Below are 18,579 nucleotides of genomic sequence, written 5' to 3'. Positions count from 1 at the left end.
CCCCGAAGGAAGGCTCTGGCCGGCTCAAATGAAATCGGGGCGCCGCGCGCCCCGAAAGTATCGAGCCTGAACTGTGGCCGCGCCGATTGTAGCGTGTGGGCGAGCCGGGGTGCTTGCAAGCCATCGGCTTGCGCCCCGGCGAGCGCCCGGAGCGTGCCGCGGAGGGCCGGATCGAGGACCGATGCTTGCAAGGCACCGCCTTGCATCGGGCCGAGCGCCCGGAGCCTGCCGCGGAGGCCGGGGATCCCCTGGAGGCGGCCTATGCCACCCGCAGGAGCCCCGCTCCCTGCCTCAGCCCTTGATCTCCATCTTCAGCGGCGACTGCTGGCTGAGGAACTTGCGCGGGTTCACGACGCGGTTGTTCTCCCACACCTCGAAGTGCACGTGGGCACCGGTCGAGCGGCCCGTCGAGCCGGCCTTCGCGATTTCCTGCCCGGCGCGCACCAGCTCGCCGACCTTGCGGGTCAGGCGCGAGTTGTGGGCGTAGCGGGTGACGTAGCCGTTGCCGTGGTCGACCTCGATGACGTTGCCGTAGCCCGAGCGCACGCCCGAGTAGCTGACGACGCCGTCGGCCACCGCCAGCACCGGATCGCCGACGTTGGCCTTGAAGTCGATGCCCTTGTGGTTGGCATGGCCGCCGCTGAACGGATCGGCGCGGCCGCCGAAGCCGGAGGTGATGTAACTGTTGGCGATCGGTTCGCGGCCCGGCACGGAGTTCATGTCGAGCTGGCGGTTGAACAGCAGCGACTCGAGCACCGAGAGCTGCTCACCGGACGCCTTGAACTGCGCACCGAGCGTGGCCATGCCCTCGTCCAGCTCGGGCTTGGTCATGTCGCGCACCGGGCCGACACCACCGACGCCGACCGGCTTGTCGAAGTCGAACTCGCCGTCCTGCAGCTGGCCGATCCGGGTCAGGCGTTCGCCGAGGGCGTTGAGGCGGTTGGCCTCGGCCTGCAGCTCGCCCATGCGGGCGGCCAGGGCATTGATTTCGCGCTGGGCGTCGCGGCGGGTCGCTGCGATCAGCGCCTCCTGCCGGTCGGCCTTGCTGCGCAGCATGGCGTTGTCGGCGAGGGTGACGCCCGCGCCGAGCGCGGTGCCGGTACCCAGCAGCAGCGCCATCGCCAGCGCCGGGCGCTGTGCGCCCCAGTAGCCCGCACGCTGCAGCATCGACGAAAGCTGCACGCGGGTTTTGTTTACGATGGTTGAATAAGTCATGTCCAGTTCTGATTCCAAGCCCAGGTCGCGCAAAGGCGGCCCATCGACTCCACGCGCCGCGCTGGATGCGCTGCTCGCCGAGCCCGCTGGCGGTCCGGTGCGTCGTGCCTTGTGGCTCGACGAGCTGGACCAACGGTTTCGCCCGCTCCTGCCGCCGTCGCTGGCCGCGCATGCGCGACTGGCCAACTACGAACGCGGCAGGCTCGTGTTTGTCGTCGATGCCCCGGTGTGGCGAGCCAAGATGCGGCTCGCTGCCCCTGAACTGCTCGACGCGGCCCGTTCCATCGGGCTGGATGCGGCTGAACTCATCGTCAAAACGACAACGCCGGTGATCGCCTCCCCGCAATCGGACCGGAAAGCCAAACCCATCTCCGCCACCGCACTACAAGCCCTGCAGGCAGCGCTGGAGTCGCTGAAGGAGCCCGGTTCCACCGGTTCCAGTGACTCCACCTGAAGTTTTCGCCGTATTGGCAGGTTTATTGCCGCCACGTCGATACGCCAGGGTTCGGGGCATGCTAAAGGCCTAACCCCTTGAATTTGTTAAGAGGTTAGAAACCTTTCGGAAGAAATTCGTTAAATAAACGTTAAGGCGTCACGCAGAGTTCACGTCTGTGACGTCCGCCCAATTCATGAAAACGCTTGCGGCGTGTGCCCAGCCGCGTTGCGCGAACCGCTCAGGCGGTTGCCGGAATCCCGTAGGTCACGGGCGCTTCGTGCACGTCCGACTCGGTGAAACTCACCTCGTCCCAGGCCGAACGCTCGGCCAGGAGGGCGCGCACCAGCTTGTTGTTGAGCGCGTGGCCGGACTTGAAGCCGACGTAGGCGCCGATGATCGGACGACCCGCGAGATACAGATCGCCGACGGCATCCAGGATCTTGTGCCGCACGAACTCGTCGGCGTAACGCAGGCCGTCGTCGTTGAGGACGCGGAACTCGTCCAGCACGATCGCGTTGTCCATCGAGCCGCCCAGGCCGAGGTTGCGCTCGCGCATGTATTCCAGGTCGCGCATGAAGCCGAACGTGCGGGCGCGGCTGACTTCCTGGATGTAGTTGGCCGTGGAGAACTCCACGACGGCCCGCGACTGCGACGCCGGGATCGCCGGGTGGTCGAACTGCACGGTGAAGTCGAGGCGGAAGCCGTCGTACGGCTCGAACCGCGCGACCTTGTCGCCCTCGCGCACTTCCACCGGCTGGCGGATGCGGATGAAACGCTTCGGTGCGTCCTGCTCGTAGATGCCTGCCGACTGCAGCAGGAACACGAACGGGCCGGAGGAGCCGTCCATGATCGGCACTTCGGCCGCGGACAGTTCCACATATAGATTGTCGACGCCCAGGCCCGCGAGCGCGGACAGCAGGTGTTCGACGGTCTGGATCTTGGCCGGACCGCAGGTCAGGCCGGTGCACAGCGTCGTCTCGGTCACCAGCTCGGCGCTGGCCGGCACTTCCACCACCGGGTCCAGGTCGACGCGACGGAACACGATGCCGGTATCGACCGGCGCCGGGCGCAGCGTGAGAAAGACCTTTTCTCCACTGTGCAGGCCCACGCCGGTGGCGCGGATCACGTTCTTGAGGGTGCGCTGACGCAGCATGGGGGCGACCTTGGGGGGCGGCGTGCTTCTTCGTTTACGTGTGTGCGACCGCAGGCAGATGCAAATGGTTCTCGCCTGAACGGCCGGCAAGAATAGCACCGCGCACGCTGAACCATGACGGAAACAAGTCACGATCCCGTGAAGGCAAGACGGCCGGCCGGACCCGCCGAGGCGGACCGGCCGACCCCGCCCCACCGGGGGCCAGAAGGACGACGACACCCCAGCCCTCCCCATGGCGAGGGAGGACCGGTTGGAACCCGGCCTGCCGTCAGCCCGGACCGGGCCGACGGCGGCCTACTGCATCAGTCGGCCTGGCGGCGGAGGAACGCCGGGATGTCCAGGTAGCTGCTGTCGCTGCCGAAATCGGCGACGGCCGGAGTCGACGACGGTTCCACGCTGCGGCTGCCGGCGCTGCCGCGCAGGCTGTTGCCGAAGCTCGGACGCGCGGTCGGCATTTCGTCCATCGCCGAGAACTCCGGCTGGCCGGTCGTGGCGTTGCGAACCAGCGAGATCGGGGCGCGCTGCGCCTCGCGCTCGTTGCCGCGCACCGACTGGCGGGCGACCGCGCGGTTCAGGCCCGTGGCGACCACGGTGACCTTCACCTCGTCCTGCATGTCCGGATCCAGCACGGTGCCGATGACGACGGTCGCGTCCTCGGAGGCGAAGTTCTCGATGGTGCGGCCGACTTCGTCGAACTCGGCCATCGTGAAGTCCGGACCGGCGGTGATGTTGACCAGGATGCCGTTGGCGCCGGACAGGTTCACGTCGTCCAGCAGCGGGTTCTGGATCGCCGCTTCCGCCGCGGCCTGTGCACGATCGTCGCCGCGGGCGGCGCCCGTGCCCATCATCGCCAGGCCCATCTCGCTCATCACGGTGCGCACGTCGGCGAAGTCGACGTTGATCAGGCCCGGACGCACGATCAGGTCGGCGATGCCCTGCACGGCGCCGAGCAGCACGTCGTTGGCGGCGCGGAAGGCCTGGATCATCGTCGCGTTGCGACCGAGCACGGTGATCAGCTTCTCGTTCGGGATGGTGATCAGCGAATCGCAGTGGTGGCTCAGTTCCTCGATGCCCTTCAGCGCGACCTGCATGCGGCGACGGCCTTCGAACGGGAACGGCTTGGTGACCACGGCCACCGTCAGGATGCCCATCTCCTTGGCCAGCTGCGCCACGACCGGCGCAGCGCCGGTGCCCGTGCCGCCGCCCATGCCGGCGGTGATGAACACCATGTCGGCGCCGGTCAGCGCGTCCATGATGCGTTCGCGGTCTTCCAGCGCAGCCTGGCGGCCGACTTCCGGATTCGCGCCTGCGCCCAGGCCCTTGGTGACGTTGCTGCCGAGCTGCAGCTGCAGCTTCGCGCCGCAGTTCTTGATGGCCTGCGCGTCGGTGTTGGCGGTGATGAACTCCACGCCATCGACGTTGCCGCTGACCATGTGCGCCACGGCGTTGCCGCCGCCGCCGCCCACGCCGACCACCTTGATGACCGCGTTCGGGGCCATTTTTTCAACCAGTTCGAAATGTGCCATGTCGTCGTCCTCGTTATGTAGTGCTAGTTATTTGCTGTGCTTTCGAATCGTCGTAGTGCCGGAACCGCAAGTACTGCCGTCATCGCCTCGCCTGCCCGCTCGATCCAGGCCCTGCCCGGATCGGGAACCGGCGTCGGCCCATGCCGCGTCGATTCCTTGAAAACCCCTCGTCGCCGCGTCGTCAGAACTCGCCGCGATACCAGTTCTTGATCTTGTTGAAGAAGCTGCCCGCGCGGCCGGTCGGAATCACCGGGCGGCGCGGGTTCTCGATCTGGCTGCCCATCAGCAGCAGGCCCACGCCGGTGGCGTGCACCGGGTTGCCGACCACTTCGCCAAGACCGGTCACGTGCTGCGGAATGCCCACGCGCACCGGCATCTGCAGCATTTCCTCGGCCAGTTCGACCACGCCTTCCATCTTCGCGGCGCCGCCGGTGAGCACCATGCCGGCGCGCACGTGCTGCTCGAAGCCGCTGCGGCGAAGCTCCGCCTGGATCATTTCGAAGATCTCCTCGTAGCGCGCCTGCACGGCCTGCGCGAGCGACGCGCGCGGCATGCGGCGCGGCGGGCGATCGCCGACGCTCGGAACCTGGATGGACTCTTCCGCCGTCGCCATCTGCGCCAGCGCGCAGGCGTAGCGCACCTTGATCTGCTCGGCTTCCGGCGTCGGCGTGCGCAGCATGTGCGCGATGTCCTCGGTCACCTTGTCGCCGGCGATCGGCAGGCTCGCGCTGTGCGCGATCGCGCCGCCGACGAACACCGCGATGTCGGTCGTGCCCGCGCCGATGTCGACCAGCACCACGCCGAGTTCCCGCTCGTCGCTGGTGAGCACGGCCTGGCTGGAAGCGAGCACGCTGAGGATCAGGTCGTCCACCTGCAGGCCGCAGCGCTGCACGCACTTGCTGATGTTCGCCGCCGCCGATTGCGCGCACACGACCAGGTGCGCATGCACTTCCAGGCGCACGCCGGTCATGCCGACGGGATTGCGGATGCCTTCCTGCGAATCGTCGAGCACGTAGTCGCGCGGGATCGCGTGCAGGATCTTCTGGTCGGCCGGGATCGCGACGGCCTTGGCCGCTTCGAGCACGCGGTCCAGGTCGCCGTAGGTGACTTCGCCGTCGCGGATCGGTGCGATGCCCTGCGAGTTGCGGCACTGCACGTGGTTGCCGGAGATCGACGCGTAGACCGAACGGATCTCGCAGCCGGCCATCAGCTCGGCTTCCTCGATGGCGCGCTGGATCGACTGCACGGTGGACTCGATGTCCACCACGACGCCGCGCTTGAGGCCGCGCGATTCGTGCGAGCCGATACCGATCACTTCGATCGGGTTGCCCGGCGAGTATTCACCCACCAGAGCCACCACCTTCGAGGTGCCGATGTCGAGGCCGACGATCAGCGACTTGTCACCCTTGCGATTCATGATTGTCCCTGCTGCTGCGGTACTGCCGCCGGCGCCGGCACGGGCGCCCACGTCAATGCAAAACCATTGGTGTAACGAAGGTCGGCGAGCTTGAGCACCTGCGCCTGCTGCGTGAGCAACTGCGGCAGCAGGCGCACGAAACGCGACAGACGTGCACGCGCTTCGCTGCGGCCGACGACGATGCGCGCGCCGTTGTCCAGACCGAGCGTCCAGCTGCCGCGCGGATCGAGGCCGACTTCGCGCACTTCAAGACCGATCGGCGCGAACATCGCGCGCGACTCGTTGTAGAGCTCTACGACTTCACTGACGCGCGCTTCCGGACCGCCGAGCAGCGGCAGGCCCTTCGGCACGTCGATGCCCTTCGCCGGGAACAGCCTGCCCTGCTCGGACAGCAGCAGGTCGCCACTCCAGCGCGCGAACGGGCGGTGTTCGAACACCGTCACTTCCAGCACGTCGGGCCAGCGCTTGCGCACTTCGGCGCGCTCGACCCACGGCAGCTTCGACACCGCGTCCTGCGCGCCCGCCAGGTCCACCGCGAAGAACCCGCGCTGCGCATACGGCAGCAGCGTCTTCTGCAGCAGCACGCCATCGACCCGTTCGAACTGGCCCGTCGCGCGCAGCTTCGTCAGCGGCCAGTGCGCGGCACCGATCCAGCCGTTGAGCACGGCGACGACCGGCAGCGCGACCAGCGCCAGCGCGAGGATCCATCCGACGAGGCGAAGCATGGCGTTCACGCCGCCGCACCTCCCGCGTTCGCCAGGCTCGACTCGAGCACGCGCCAGCACAGTTCATCGAATCCGATGCCGATCTGGCGCGCGGCCTTGGGCACCAGCGAATGGCTGGTCATGCCCGGCGCGGTGTTCACTTCGAGCAGATACAGCTGGCCGGTCGCGCGATCGCGCATGAAGTCCACGCGACCCCAGCCGCGACAACCGGCGGCGACGAACGCCTCCGCCGCGATGCGGCCGATCTCCGCTTCCGCCGCGCCTTCCAGGCCGGGGCACAGGTACTGCGTGTCGTCGGAAATGTACTTGGCGTGGTAGTCGTACCACTCGCCCTTCGGGACGATGCGGATCGACGGCAGCGCGATGTCGTTGAGCACCGGCACGGTGAGTTCCTCGCCGACGATCAGCTGCTCCATCAGCATCTCGCCGGGATAGTTCGCGGCGAGTTCGACGGCGGCATCGAGATCGGCATCGCTCAGCACGCGCGACACGCCGACACTGGAGCCTTCGCTCGACGGCTTGATGAACACCGGCAGGCCCAGTTCGCGCGCGGCGGCGTGCACGTCACCACCCTTCGCCAGGCGCACGTAGCGCGGCGTCGGCAGGCCAATGCTGAGCCACACCTGCTTGGTGCGGATCTTGTCCATCGTGAGCGCCGAACCCAGCACGTCCGAACCGGTGTACGGAACGCCAAGCGCTTCGCACAGGCCCTGCAGCACGCCGTCTTCGCCTCCGCCCTTGTTGCCGTGGAGGATGTTGAAGACGCGATCGACGCTGCCGGCGCGGATCGCGTCGATCAGTGCCGGGATGCCATCGACCGCGAACGCATCGACGCCGCGCGAGCGCAGCGCGTCGAGCACGTTGCGGCCCGAGTCCAGCGAGACCTCGCGTTCGGCGCTGGTGCCGCCCATCAGCACGGCGACGCGACCGAACGCGGCCGGATCGGTGATGCGGGTCGGACCGAGTTTCGCCGCTGCGGACTGCGCGCTCACTTCTTCTCTCCGTTGGATGCGTTGAAGCCGTTCGCAGCGATCTGCTGCGCGGCGTAGCCGATGTCGCCCGCGCCCATCATCAGCAGCAGGTCGCCGTCGTTGAGGACGTCGGGCAGCACGCTCGACAGATCGGCCGCGCCGCTGACGACCACGGGATCGATGCGGCCGCGCGCGCGGATCGCGCGCGCCAGCGACTTCGCGTCCGCACCGGCGATCGGCGCTTCGCCGGCCGGATACACCTCGGTCAGCACGAGCACGTCGACCGTCGACAGCACCGCGGCGAACTCGTCGAACAGATCGCGCGTGCGGCTGTAGCGATGCGGCTGGAACGCGACGACCAGCCGCTTGTCCGGCCAGCCACCGCGTGCAGCGGCGAACACCGCGTCCAGTTCCTTGGGGTGATGGCCGTAGTCGTCGACCAGCTGCACCGTCGCGCCCTTCGACGTGGTCGGGCTCGCAAGCAGGTTGAAGCGGCGACCGACACCGGCGAAGTTCTGCAACGCGCGGGCGATCGCATCGGCCGCGACGCCCAGCTGCCACGCGACCGAAGCGGCGGCCAGCGCGTTGAGCACGTTGTGGCGGCCCGGCAGCGCGAGCGTGATCGGCGTGCGTGTCGCATCGGGCAGGCACAGCGTGAAGCGCATGTTCGGGCCGTCCTGCTGCACGTCCTCGGCGCGCACGTCGGCTTCGATGCTGAAGCCGTACGTCATCACGTGGCGTGGCGTTCTCTTCGCGAGCGCGGCGACTTCCGCATCGTCGATGCACAGCACCGCCAGCCCGTAGAACGGCAGGCGATGCATGAATTCCTCGAACGCCGCCTGCACGCGGGCGAAATCGCCGCCGTAGTTCTCCAGGTGATCGGCGTCGATGTTGGTGACGATGGCGATCTGCGGATTCAGGCGCAGGAAGCTGCCGTCGCTTTCGTCGGCTTCGGCCACGAGCCATTCGCCCGTGCCCAGGCGCGCGTTCGCGCCGGCTGCGAGCAGCTGGCCGCCGATCACGAACGTGGGATCGATGCCGCCTTCGGCGAGCACGCTGGCCGCGAGCGATGTCGTCGTGGTCTTGCCGTGCGTGCCCGCCACCGCGATGCCGCGCTTGAAGCGCATCAGCTCGGCAAGCATTTCCGCGCGCGGCACGACCGGGATGCGCTGCGCGCGCGCTTCCATCAGCTCCGGGTTGTCGGGCTTGATCGCACTCGACACCACGACGCAATCGGTGCCGAGCACGTTCGCGGCAGCGTGGCCCTTGTTCACGGTGACGCCCAGCGAGGCGAGACGGCGCGTCACCGCATTGTCGGCGTTGTCCGAACCCGACACCTGGTAACCGAGCGTGCACATCACTTCGGCCAGGCCGCTCATGCCCACGCCGCCGACGCCCACGAAGTGGACGCGCGGGAAGGCTTTGGCGAGGTCGCCGGTGTGCTGCAGGCGGCGACGCAGGGCCGTACTCATTCGACTTGCTCCAGAACCAGTTGTGCGACGCGTTCGGCTGCGTCGGGTTTGGCGATCGCGCGCGCCGCCTGCGCCATCTGCAGCAGGGCGCCGCGCTCGCCGAGGATTTCGAGGGTGGCCGACAGCCGCTGCGCCAGGTCGCCCGCCGTGCCCTGCGGCACGAGGTGTGCGGCGCCGCGGTCGACGAGGTATTGCGCGTTCTTGGTCTGGTGGTCGTCCACCGCCTGCGGGAACGGCACCAGCACGCTGCCCACTCCGACCGCGCACAGCTCCGCGAGCGTCAGCGCACCGGCGCGGCATACGACGATGTCGGCCCACGCGTAGGCGGACGCCATGTCGGCGATGAAGGGTTCCACCGACGCCTGCACACCTGCTTCGGCGTACGCGCGCTCGGCTTCCTCGCGCAGCTTCTCGCCGCACTGGTGGCGCACTTCGCACTGGATGCGGCCACGCAGGCCGGCGACGGCCTTCGGCACCGCGGTGTTCAACGCACGCGCGCCCTGGCTGCCGCCGAGCACGAGTACGCGCAGCGCGCCGGTGCGTCCGGCGAAACGCTGCGCCGGCGGCGCGGCCGCGGCGATCTCGGCGCGTACGGGATTGCCGACGACTTCCTCGTTCGGGAACGTGTCCGGAAAGCCCGTCAGCACGTGGCGCGCGAAACGCGCGAGCACGCGGTTGGTCAGGCCCGGCGCGCGGTTCTGTTCGTGCACGATCAGCGGAATGCCGGCGAGCTTCGCCGCCAGACCGCCCGGGCCGGCCGCATAACCGCCGAAGCTGATCACCGCGCGCGGCTGGCGCTCGCGAAGCGTCTGCATCGCGGCGCGCACGGCGCCGATGAGGCGGAACGGCGTGGCCAGCAGCGTCGCGACGCCCTTGCCGCGCATGCCGCGCACGGCAATGGTGTCGATGGCGATGCCGTGCTGCGGGACCAGGCGCGTCTCCATGCCGCCTTCCGCGCCGAGCCACAGCACCGGGACGTTGCGCCCGTTCAGCGCCTTGGCCACGGCCAGGCCCGGGAAGATATGCCCGCCGGTGCCGCCGGCGAGGATCATCACCGGATGCAGGTCGGAATCGGTCGCGGCGTGCATCACGCGATCCTCCCCAGCGTCGGCTCGACGCGCTGCTGCAGGCGGCTGGTGCCGCGCGACGTCATCGCCGACGCAACCGGCGCGGGCTTGCGCGACGGCATCGGCGCGGCGGTCGGCGACGGCGCGCCCGGATCGTTCGCGGCCGACGGCGGCGCGGTCTCGTTGCGCACGCGCGCCACCTGGCGCTGCGCGCGATCGAGTTCGTACGACACGCGCAGCAGCAGGCCGAGCGCGGCGCAGGTCATGATCACGCTGGAACCGCCGTAGGAAATCATCGGCAGCGTCAGGCCCTTCGTGGGCAGCAAACCGAGGTTCACGCCGATCGAGACGAAGCTCTGCAGGCTCATCCACAGCGCGATGCCGAACGCGCAATACCCCGCGAAGTGGCGGCGCATCTCCACGCACTTCAAGCCGAGCCAGAAGGCGCGACCGGCAAGGCCCGCGTACAGGCCGACGACGAGGCACACGCCGAGGAATCCGAACTCCTCCGCGATCACCGCCATGATGAAGTCGGTGTGCGCCTCGGGCAGGTACGAGAGCTTCTGCACAGATGCACCGAGCCCGACCCCGAGCCATTCGCCGCGACCCACGGCCATCAGCGCGTTGGTCAGCTGGTAACCGGTCTTGAACGGGTCCTGCCACGGGTCGAGGAACGAGGTCAGGCGCACGACGCGGTAGGGCTCTGCGATCGCCACCACCGCCAGCACGGGCAGGCCGATCAGCACCGGGCCGAACATGCGCGGCATGTTCACGCCGCCGAGCACGAGCATGCCGGCGGTGATCGCCAGCAGCAGCGAGGACGAACCGAAGTCCGGCTGCAACAGCAGCATCATCACCAGCGCGACGGCGACGCCGATCGGCTTGAGCATCGCGCCCCAGGTCGCCGTCACTTCCTCGCTGTAGCGCTTGAGGTAGCTGGCGAGCCAGACGATGTAGAGCAGCTTGACCGCTTCGACGGCCTGGAAATTCGAGAACCCGAGGTTCAGCCAGCGGCGCGCGCCATTGACGCTGCGGCCGATGCCGGGCACGAATACCGCGATCAGCAGCACGAAGCACACCAGCAGCAGCCACTGGTTGTGCTGCTCGATGGTCTTCAGTTCCGTCCGCATGACCCACACCGCGCCGACCAGGCCGATGGCGAGGAACACGACGTGACGTGTGAGGAAGTAGAACGGGCCGACGTCGTGGCCGTCCGCGACGCCGATCGACGCCGAGCCGACCATCACCACGCCCAGGCACGCGAGCGCGCACGAGATCCCGAGCAGCCACGGGTCGAAGTGGCCGCCGATCGCGTCGAGTCGTGTTGCCTGGCGCGCGGAGTCGCTCATCAACGTACCTTCAGCGTGGCCAGGCCGACGAGGACGAGTACGACGGAGATGATCCAGAAGCGCACGATCACGCGCGGCTCCGGCCAGCCCTTCAGCTCGAAGTGATGGTGGATCGGGGCCATGCGGAACACGCGCTTGCCGGTGAGCTTGAACGAGGCGACCTGGATCATCACCGAGAGCGTTTCGATGACGAAGATGCCGCCCATGATCACCAGCACCAGTTCCTGGCGCACGATCACCGCGATGGTGCCGAGCACGGCGCCGAGCGCGAGCGCACCGATGTCGCCCATGAACACCATCGCCGGATAGGTGTTGAACCACAGAAAGCCCAGGCCCGCGCCGGCGATCGCCGCGCAGATGATCACCAGCTCACCCGCTCCGGGTACGGCGGGAATCTGCAGGTACTTCGAGAATTCCGCGTGGCCCGACGCGTACGCGAAGATGCCCAGCGCGCACGCGACCAGCACCGTCGGCATGATCGCGAGGCCGTCCAGGCCGTCGGTGAGGTTCACCGCGTTGGAGAAACCGACGATCCAGAAGTACGCGATCGCCACGAAGCCCACGCCCGCCAGCGGCAGCGCGATCGACTTGAAGAACGGCACGTAGAAGTTCGTCGCCGCCGGAACGTCGGCGAAATACCACAGGTAGAGGCCGGCGCCGAGGCCGAACACCGACTGCGCGAGGTACTTCCAGCGCGACTTCAGGCCATTCGGATCGCGCTTGACGATCTTGATCCAGTCGTCGTACCAGCCGATCGCGCCGAAGGCGAGCATCACCAGCAGCACGACCCACACGTACTTGTTGCGCAGGTCGCCCCACAGCAGCACGGAGGCCATCACCGTGAACAGGATCAGTGCGCCGCCCATCGTCGGCGTACCGGCCTTGGAGAAGTGCGACTGCGGGCCGTCCTTGCGGATCGGCTGGCCGCCCTTGAGCTGGCCAAGCTTGCGGATCACCGCCGGGCCCCACCAGAGCGACAGCGCGAGCGCGGTGAGCGCGCTCAGGATGCCGCGGAAGGTGAGGTAGCCGAACAGGCCGAACAGGCTCTGCAGTTGTTCGAGCCAACGCGTGAGTTCAAGCAGCATGGGTGTCCCCTTCTTGCGGGCCCACGAGCGCGGCCACGATCCTGTCCATCGCGCTTCCGCGCGAGCCTTTCACCAGTACCCGGACGCCTTCGCGCAATTCGTTCTTCAGCACATCGGCCAGCGCGTCATGCGTTTCGAAGTGCGTCGCGCCTTCGCCGAACGTGCGCGAGGCCGCCGCGCTGTACGGCCCCAACGTCAGCAGGCGGCGGATGCCGGCGCTCTTCGCGCGACGTCCGGCTTCGGCGTGCATCGCTTCGGCATCGGCGCCCAGTTCGCGCATGTCGCCCAGCACCAGCCACGCTTCGCCGCCACCGGCCGCGAGCGTGTCGATGGCCGCGGCAAGCGAGCCCGGATTCGCGTTGTAGCTGTCGTCGATCAGCACCGCGCCGTTGGCGAGGCGATGCGTGATCAGCCGTCCAGCGACGGGACGCGCGGCGTTGAGGCCTTCGGCGAACTGCTGCAGGGTCGCGCCGACGCTGAGCGAAAGCGCCGCAGCGGCGAGTGCGTTGCTCACGTTGTGACGACCCGGCAACGCGAGCGACACCGCGGCCTCGCCCTGCGGCGCGACAAGCGTGAAGCGCGAGCCGTCCGGCAGCGCCTCGATATTCTTCGCGGTGAGGTCCGCGCTTGATTCCAAGCCGAAGCGCAGCAGGCGACGGCCGTGCGCGCGTTCGGCGAAGTACGGCGCGAACGCGTCGTCGGCGTTGATCACCGCCACGCCCTCACCCGGCAGCGCGTCGTAGATCGCCGCCTTCGTGTCGGCCACGCCGAGCAGGCTGCCCATGCGCTCCAGGTGACCGGGCGCGATGTTGTTCACGATCGACACGTCGGGACGCACGATGTCGGTGAGGTACGCGATGTCGCCCGGCTTGCCGGCGCCCATTTCGTAAATCGCGAAGACGGCGTCGTCCGGCCCGTCGATCACGGCCAATGGCAGGCCGATCTCGTTGTTGCGGTTGCCGGGCGTCGCGAAGGTCTTGCCGACGCGCTCCAGGATCGCCAACGTCAGCGCCTTCACGCTGGTCTTGCCGTTGCTGCCGGTGATCGCGACGACCTTCTGCGCGTTGCCCTCGATGCGTTCGCGGTGCACGGCAGCGGCGAAGTCGGCCAGCGCGCGTTCGGTGTCGGCGACGACGATCTGGGCGACGGGCGCCTCGACTTCGCGCGACACGAGCGCGGCGGCGACACCCGCCTGTGCGGCTTTCGCGACGTGGTCGTGGCCGTCGAAACGCTCGCCTTTCAGTGCGACGAACAGCGCCGCGCCGCCGTGCGGCAGCGCGCGCGTGTCGGTGGCGATCGCGTCGACCATGCGGTCCTCGCCAATGAGGCGGCCGCGGGTGATGCGGGCAATGTCGGAGAGCTTGCGCGCTTTCACTGGCGAGCCTCCAGCGCGGAACGCGCCACCTGCGTGTCGTCGAAGGGATACTGCACGCCCTGCACGTCCTGGTAGGGCTCGTGGCCCTTGCCTGCGATCAGCACGATGTCGTTCGGACCGGCCCTGCCCACCGCATGCGCGATCGCCGCGGCGCGATCGCGCTGCACGGTGACGCGCTCGGGATGCGCGAAGCCGGCCATGATGTCGGCCACGATGACGTCGCCGTCCTCGAAACGCGGGTTGTCGTCGGTCACGATGACAACGTCGGCGTGCTGTTCCGCGATCGCCGCCATCTGCGGGCGCTTGCCCCGATCGCGATCGCCGCCGCAGCCGAACACGCAGATCAGCTTCGCCTGGACATGCGCGCGCAGCGAAGTCAGCGCCTGCTCCAGCGCATCGGGCGTGTGTGCGTAATCGACGACGACCAGCGGCAGGCGGCCATCGCCGCCGAGACGGTTCATGCGGCCGTGGATCGGCTGCAGCGTCGCGAGCGTTCCGGCGACCTGCGCCGGCGCGTCGCCCAGCGCGATGAGCACGCCGGCGACCGCGAGAAGGTTGTCGACGTTGAAGCGGCCGAGCAGCGGCGACTGCACCGCATGCGACTGCCCGTCCACGACCAGGTCGAAACCGATGCCTGCGTTGTCGAAGCGCAGGTTGCGCGCCTGCAGCGTGGCCGACGCATCGCCGCGCGAACTCACGCCGATCGCGCGCACGTCGTGCGGCAGCGTGGCGATGAGCTCGCGACCGAACGCGTCGTCGAGGTTGATGACGGCGGCCTTCAGGCCCTTCCACGCGAACAGGCGCGCCTTCGCGGCGCCGTAGGTCGCCATGTCGCCGTGGTAATCGAGGTGATCGCGCGTGAGGTTGGTGAAGACCGCAACGTCGAAGTGCACGCCGTCGACGCGGCCCTGGTCGAGCGCGTGCGAGCTGGCTTCCATCGCGATGGCCTGCGCGCCGTCGTCGTGCATCGTCGCCAGCAGTTCGTGCGTCTGCAGCACCAGTGGCGTGGTGAAGCCGGTCGGCACCACGTGCCCGTAAAGCCCAGCGCCGAGCGTGCCGACGCTGCCGCTGACGATCCCGCGCGCGTGCCACGCCTGCGTGAGCAGCTGCACGGTCGAGGTCTTGCCGTTGGTTCCGGTGACGCCGACGACGGTCATCGCCTCGGTGGCGCGACCGTGGAAGCGATCGCCCATTTCGCCCAGGCGCGAACGCAGGCCCGGCACGGCGATCGCGTCGTGCGGCGCGGGAAGGTCATCGGGCGCGGGCGGCTCGAAAAGGATGGCCGCGGCGCCGGCCGCACGCGCCTGGTCGACGAAGCGCAGCCCGTGCGCACCGAAGCCGGCGATCGCGACGAACGCGTTGCCCGGACGCACGGCGCGGCTGTCGAGCACCAGGCCGGTGATCGTCAGTTCCGGCGGAATGCCGGCGACGTCCGGCAGCAGTTCGGCCAGCGGCATGAGGCGGCTCATCGCGCACCTCCAGGCGGCGTCACCAGCCCGACCGGCGCGGGCAGCGCGGCCGAGGCATGCGTCGGTGCCGGCAGCACGGTGCCGGTCGGCTTGCCGCCGTTGGCCTTCGCACGCTTGGCTTCGGCGGCGGCCTGCGCGGCCATCCAGGTGTCGATGTCGTCCGGCGCGACGTCCATCAGGCGCAGCGAGCCTTCCATCACGCTCTTGAATACCGGGCCGGAAACGAAACCGCCGAAGTAGCCCTTCGCCGGATCCGGATCGTTGATCACCACCACCATCGAGAAGCGCGGGTTGTTCACCGGCACGACGCCGGCGAAGAACGACACGTAGCGGCGCGAGTAGCCGCCGAACTCGTTGAACTTGCGCGCCGTGCCGGTCTTGCCGGCGACGTGGTAACCCAGGATCGCCGCCTGCGTGGCGGTGCCGCCGGGCTCGGTCACGGTCTGCATCATGCGCATGATCGTTCCGGCGATGGCCGGATCGAGCACCTGTACCGGCTCGTGGCGCTCGCCCTTCACGAACGTCGGCGCGATCAGCTTTCCGCCGTTGCCCAGCGCTGCGTACGCCTGCGCGATCTGCAGCGGCGTGGCCGACAGGCCGTAGCCGTACGACATCGTCTGCTTGGTCGTGCCGCTCCAGCGCGATGGCGGCGCGAGCACGCCCGACGACTCGCCCGGGAAGCCGCTGTTGGTCTTGTGGCCGTAACCGAAGCGCTTGAGGAACTCGTAGTACTCCTGGTTCGGCACCTTGGCGACGATCTTCGCCGCGCCGACGTTGGAGCTCTTGGTGATCACGCCCGTCGTGTCGAGCACGCCGTAATTGTGGTGGTCGGTCGTGCGGTACTTGCCGTTCGGCATCCAGCCCGGATTCGTGTCGAACTTCGTGTGTGGCGTGATGACGCCCGCTTCCAGGGCGGAGGCGACGGTCAGCGGCTTCATCGTCGAGCCGGGCTCGATCACGTCGGTCACGGCGCGGTTGCGGTGCGTGTCCGGATTGCCGACGGAAAGCGCATTGGGGTTGTAGGTCGGCAGGTTCGCCATCGCGAGCACTTCGCCGGTGGCGATGTCGAGCACGACGGTCGAGCCGCTGCTGGCGCCAGTGCGCTCCAGCGCGCTGCGCAGTTCGCGCATCGCCAGGAACTGGATGCGGCGATCGATGGTGAGTGTGAGGTCGCGGCCCGGTTCGGCGGCCTTCACCAGGTCCACGCTTTCGACGATGCGGCCGGCGCCGTCGCGGATCACGCGCTTGGCGCCCGGCTTGCCGCGAAGCCAGTCGTCGAACGCGAGCTCCAGGCCTTCCTGGCCCAGGTCGTCGATGTTGGTGAAGCCCAGGATGTGCGCCATCGCTTCGCCTTGCGGGTAGAAGCGGCGGAATTCGCGCTGCGAGAACACGCCGGGGATCTTCGCGGCGAGGATGCGCTTGGCTTCGTCCGGATTGATGCGGCGCTTGAGGTAAACGAATTCCTTGCCGGCGCGCTGGCTGAGCTTGCGCGTCAGCGCGTCGGGCGACACGCCCAGCGCCTTGGCCAACTGCGGAATGCGCGCCGGGTTCTTGAGCAGTTCCTGCGGGTTCGCCCACACCGATTCGACCGGCGTGGACACCGCCAGCGGCTCGCCATTGCGGTCGGTGATCATGCCGCGCGAGGTCGGGATCGGGATCTCGCGCAGCGAGCGCGCATCGCCCTGCTGGCGGTAGAAATCGTTGCTGATGACCTGCAGGTCCAGCGCGCGGCCGACCAGCGCGATCGAGCACAGGCCGAGCGCACCGCCCACCAGGAGCAGCCGGTTGCGCAGGTTGAACGAGGCGCGGCCGCGGCCCTTGCCGGCGACGCGATCGTTGCCACCGCCGAACTTGTCGCGAAGTGCGAGCACGGCGTCGAGCGGCCCGCTTCGGCCGCTGCGCTGGCTTGCGTTTCGAGGATTGCGCGATGCGCCGTTCATGGGCGGATCACCACGGTCTCGGCGCCTTCGGGGAACTTCATGCCCAGCCGGTCGCGCGCGACCTGATCGATGCGGTTGCTTTCCGACCACGTCGCCTGCTCAAGCTGCAGGCGACCGAATTCGATGTTGAGCTCGTCGCGCGCGCGCTCCAGGCGGCTGAGCTGGACGAACAGCTGGCGGTGTTCATGGCGCGCCTGCACGACGGCCAGCGCCGAGACGACGTTGGCCACCACGAGCACGCTCAGCAGCAGGCGAAGGACGCTCACGCGCGCACCTCCGCATGCAGTTCGACAGCACCAGCCGGGAATCGGGTACGGGAAAGACGCGGTCGCTGGAGTGCCGGCTCGCCGGGCGCCATCGCGTTCCGCCGGTCTCCACGGCCCGTTGCCGGCTGTGCCGTGTCGGAGACGCCGTCCGATGCGCTCTCGCCTTCCTCGTTCCCGATTCCCAGCTTCTCCGCCACGCGCAGCACCGCACTGCGGGCACGCGGATTCGCCGAGGTTTCTTCGTCCGTCGCCTTCTGCGCGCCGCCGATGGCGCGCAGCACGGGCGTGAAGGCCACTTCCACCGGCATGCGGCGGTTGGCCGGCGGCGCCTTGCTGTGGCGCGCGATGAACTGCTTGACGATGCGGTCTTCCAGCGAGTGGAAGCTGATCACGGCCAGACGCCCACCGGGCTTCAGGCGCGCCAGCGCGGCGTCGAGGCCCGTTTCCAGGTCGACCAGTTCGCGGTTGATGAAGATGCGGATGGCCTGGAAGCTGCGCGTGGCCGGATGGATCTTCTGGTCGCCGCGCGGCACGACCGACGCGATGAGGTCGGCCAGCTGTGCGGTGCGCTCCAGCGGCTGCGCATCGCGCCGGGCGACGATGGCGCGCGCGATCTTGCGGCTCATGCGCTCCTCGCCGTAGGTCCACAGGACATCGGCGATCTCGCGGTCATCGGCGCGCGCGAGCCACTGCGCCGCGCTCTCGCCGCTGTCCGGGTCCATGCGCATGTCCAGCGGGCCGTCCTTGCCGAAGCTGAAACCGCGCTCGGCGACGTCCAGCTGCGGCGACGACACGCCCAGGTCGAACAGCACGCCGTCCAGGCCGGCGGCGGTTTCGTCCCAGTTCGAAAGTTCGGCGAAGCTGCCACGGAAGACCGCGACGCGGGCGTCCTGCGCGAATTCGCGCATCGCCACCGCAATCGCTTCGGGGTCCTTGTCCATGAGCAGCAGGCGGCCTCCGGGGCCGAGTCGTTCCAGCACGCCGCGCGCGTGACCACCACGCCCGAACGTGCCGTCCAGGTACGTTCCACTCCCGCGCACGTCCAGGCCGTCGAGCACCTGCGCGTACATCACGGGAAGGTGGCCGGATAGCGCGCCGCGCTCCATGCCACCC

16 protein-coding genes are annotated in these 18,579 nt (G+C 68.7%); 1 reads left to right on the top strand and 15 read right to left on the bottom strand.

The window, feature by feature from the left end:
- Positions 1 to 291: 291 nt before the first annotated feature.
- The gene (locus DX912_RS05330) at positions 292 to 1,215 is read right to left on the bottom strand and encodes a M23 family metallopeptidase (RefSeq protein ID WP_115841425.1); all 924 of its coding nucleotides are present in this window, start codon (positions 1,213 to 1,215) and stop codon (positions 292 to 294) included.
- Here DX912_RS05330 and DX912_RS05325 point away from each other — a divergent pair.
- Positions 1,214 to 1,669: a DciA family protein gene (locus tag DX912_RS05325; protein ID WP_115841424.1), complete on the top strand. Its 456-nt coding sequence runs from the start codon at positions 1,214 to 1,216 to the stop codon at positions 1,667 to 1,669. The two genes, DX912_RS05330 and DX912_RS05325, sit on opposite strands and share 2 nt — an antisense overlap.
- Positions 1,670 to 1,889: 220 nt before the next feature.
- Here the strand turns inward: DX912_RS05325 and lpxC are convergent, their stop codons facing one another.
- The 14 genes from lpxC to rsmH all read right to left on the bottom strand — a co-directional run bounded on the left by lpxC (position 1,890) and on the right by rsmH (position 18,572).
- The gene (gene lpxC / locus DX912_RS05320) at positions 1,890 to 2,804 is read right to left on the bottom strand and encodes a UDP-3-O-acyl-N-acetylglucosamine deacetylase (RefSeq protein WP_115841423.1); all 915 of its coding nucleotides are present in this window, start codon (positions 2,802 to 2,804) and stop codon (positions 1,890 to 1,892) included.
- Between the two features lie 302 nt (positions 2,805 to 3,106).
- Entirely contained in the window at positions 3,107 to 4,330 is a 1,224-nt protein-coding gene (gene ftsZ, locus DX912_RS05315; protein ID WP_115841422.1) for a cell division protein FtsZ, read from the bottom strand.
- A 181-nt stretch (positions 4,331 to 4,511) separates the two neighbouring features.
- The gene (gene ftsA, locus DX912_RS05310; RefSeq protein WP_115841421.1) at positions 4,512 to 5,747 is read right to left on the bottom strand and encodes a cell division protein FtsA; all 1,236 of its coding nucleotides are present in this window, start codon (positions 5,745 to 5,747) and stop codon (positions 4,512 to 4,514) included.
- Positions 5,744 to 6,481, bottom strand: coding sequence for a cell division protein FtsQ/DivIB (locus DX912_RS05305; protein WP_115841420.1), 738 nt, complete (start codon positions 6,479 to 6,481; stop codon positions 5,744 to 5,746). Before DX912_RS05305 ends, ftsA begins: the two co-directional genes overlap by 4 nt.
- Entirely contained in the window at positions 6,478 to 7,464 is a 987-nt protein-coding gene (locus DX912_RS05300; protein ID WP_267896496.1) for a D-alanine--D-alanine ligase, read from the bottom strand. Before DX912_RS05300 ends, DX912_RS05305 begins: the two co-directional genes overlap by 4 nt.
- Positions 7,461 to 8,915 (bottom strand): UDP-N-acetylmuramate--L-alanine ligase, encoded by a 1,455-nt coding sequence (gene murC, locus DX912_RS05295; protein ID WP_425477906.1) that lies wholly within the window; start codon positions 8,913 to 8,915, stop codon positions 7,461 to 7,463. The genes DX912_RS05300 and murC overlap by 4 nt, the downstream gene beginning before the upstream one ends.
- Positions 8,912 to 10,003 carry an undecaprenyldiphospho-muramoylpentapeptide beta-N-acetylglucosaminyltransferase gene (gene murG, locus DX912_RS05290; RefSeq protein ID WP_115841419.1) on the bottom strand — a complete coding sequence of 364 codons (1,092 nt, stop codon included), beginning with the start codon at positions 10,001 to 10,003 and terminating at the stop codon, positions 8,912 to 8,914. Before murG ends, murC begins: the two co-directional genes overlap by 4 nt.
- The gene (gene ftsW / locus DX912_RS05285; protein ID WP_115841418.1) at positions 10,003 to 11,331 is read right to left on the bottom strand and encodes a putative lipid II flippase FtsW; all 1,329 of its coding nucleotides are present in this window, start codon (positions 11,329 to 11,331) and stop codon (positions 10,003 to 10,005) included. The genes murG and ftsW overlap by 1 nt, the downstream gene beginning before the upstream one ends.
- Positions 11,331 to 12,416: a phospho-N-acetylmuramoyl-pentapeptide-transferase gene (gene mraY / locus DX912_RS05280; protein ID WP_115841417.1), complete on the bottom strand. Its 1,086-nt coding sequence runs from the start codon at positions 12,414 to 12,416 to the stop codon at positions 11,331 to 11,333. The genes ftsW and mraY overlap by 1 nt, the downstream gene beginning before the upstream one ends.
- Entirely contained in the window at positions 12,406 to 13,791 is a 1,386-nt protein-coding gene (locus DX912_RS05275; protein ID WP_233433481.1) for a UDP-N-acetylmuramoyl-tripeptide--D-alanyl-D-alanine ligase, read from the bottom strand. Before DX912_RS05275 ends, mraY begins: the two co-directional genes overlap by 11 nt.
- On the bottom strand, positions 13,788 to 15,260 hold the full coding sequence (locus DX912_RS05270) for a UDP-N-acetylmuramoyl-L-alanyl-D-glutamate--2,6-diaminopimelate ligase (protein ID WP_115841416.1): 1,473 nt from the start codon (positions 15,258 to 15,260) through the stop codon (positions 13,788 to 13,790). Before DX912_RS05270 ends, DX912_RS05275 begins: the two co-directional genes overlap by 4 nt.
- Positions 15,257 to 17,200, bottom strand: a complete 1,944-nt coding sequence (locus DX912_RS05265) for a peptidoglycan D,D-transpeptidase FtsI family protein (protein WP_115841415.1) — start codon at positions 17,198 to 17,200, stop codon at positions 15,257 to 15,259. The genes DX912_RS05270 and DX912_RS05265 overlap by 4 nt, the downstream gene beginning before the upstream one ends.
- On the bottom strand, positions 17,197 to 17,466 hold the full coding sequence (gene ftsL, locus DX912_RS05260; RefSeq protein WP_232338521.1) for a cell division protein FtsL: 270 nt from the start codon (positions 17,464 to 17,466) through the stop codon (positions 17,197 to 17,199). Before ftsL ends, DX912_RS05265 begins: the two co-directional genes overlap by 4 nt.
- On the bottom strand, positions 17,463 to 18,572 hold the full coding sequence (rsmH, locus tag DX912_RS05255; protein ID WP_115841414.1) for a 16S rRNA (cytosine(1402)-N(4))-methyltransferase RsmH: 1,110 nt from the start codon (positions 18,570 to 18,572) through the stop codon (positions 17,463 to 17,465). The genes ftsL and rsmH overlap by 4 nt, the downstream gene beginning before the upstream one ends.
- Positions 18,573 to 18,579: the final 7 nt, after the last annotated feature.

The organism is Lysobacter soli (assembly GCF_003382285.1).
Classification (GTDB): Bacteria; Pseudomonadota; Gammaproteobacteria; order Xanthomonadales; family Xanthomonadaceae; genus Lysobacter_J; species Lysobacter_J soli.
Note: the sequence above shows the minus strand (reverse complement) of the source record. Positions and strands in the feature narration are given on the sequence as shown.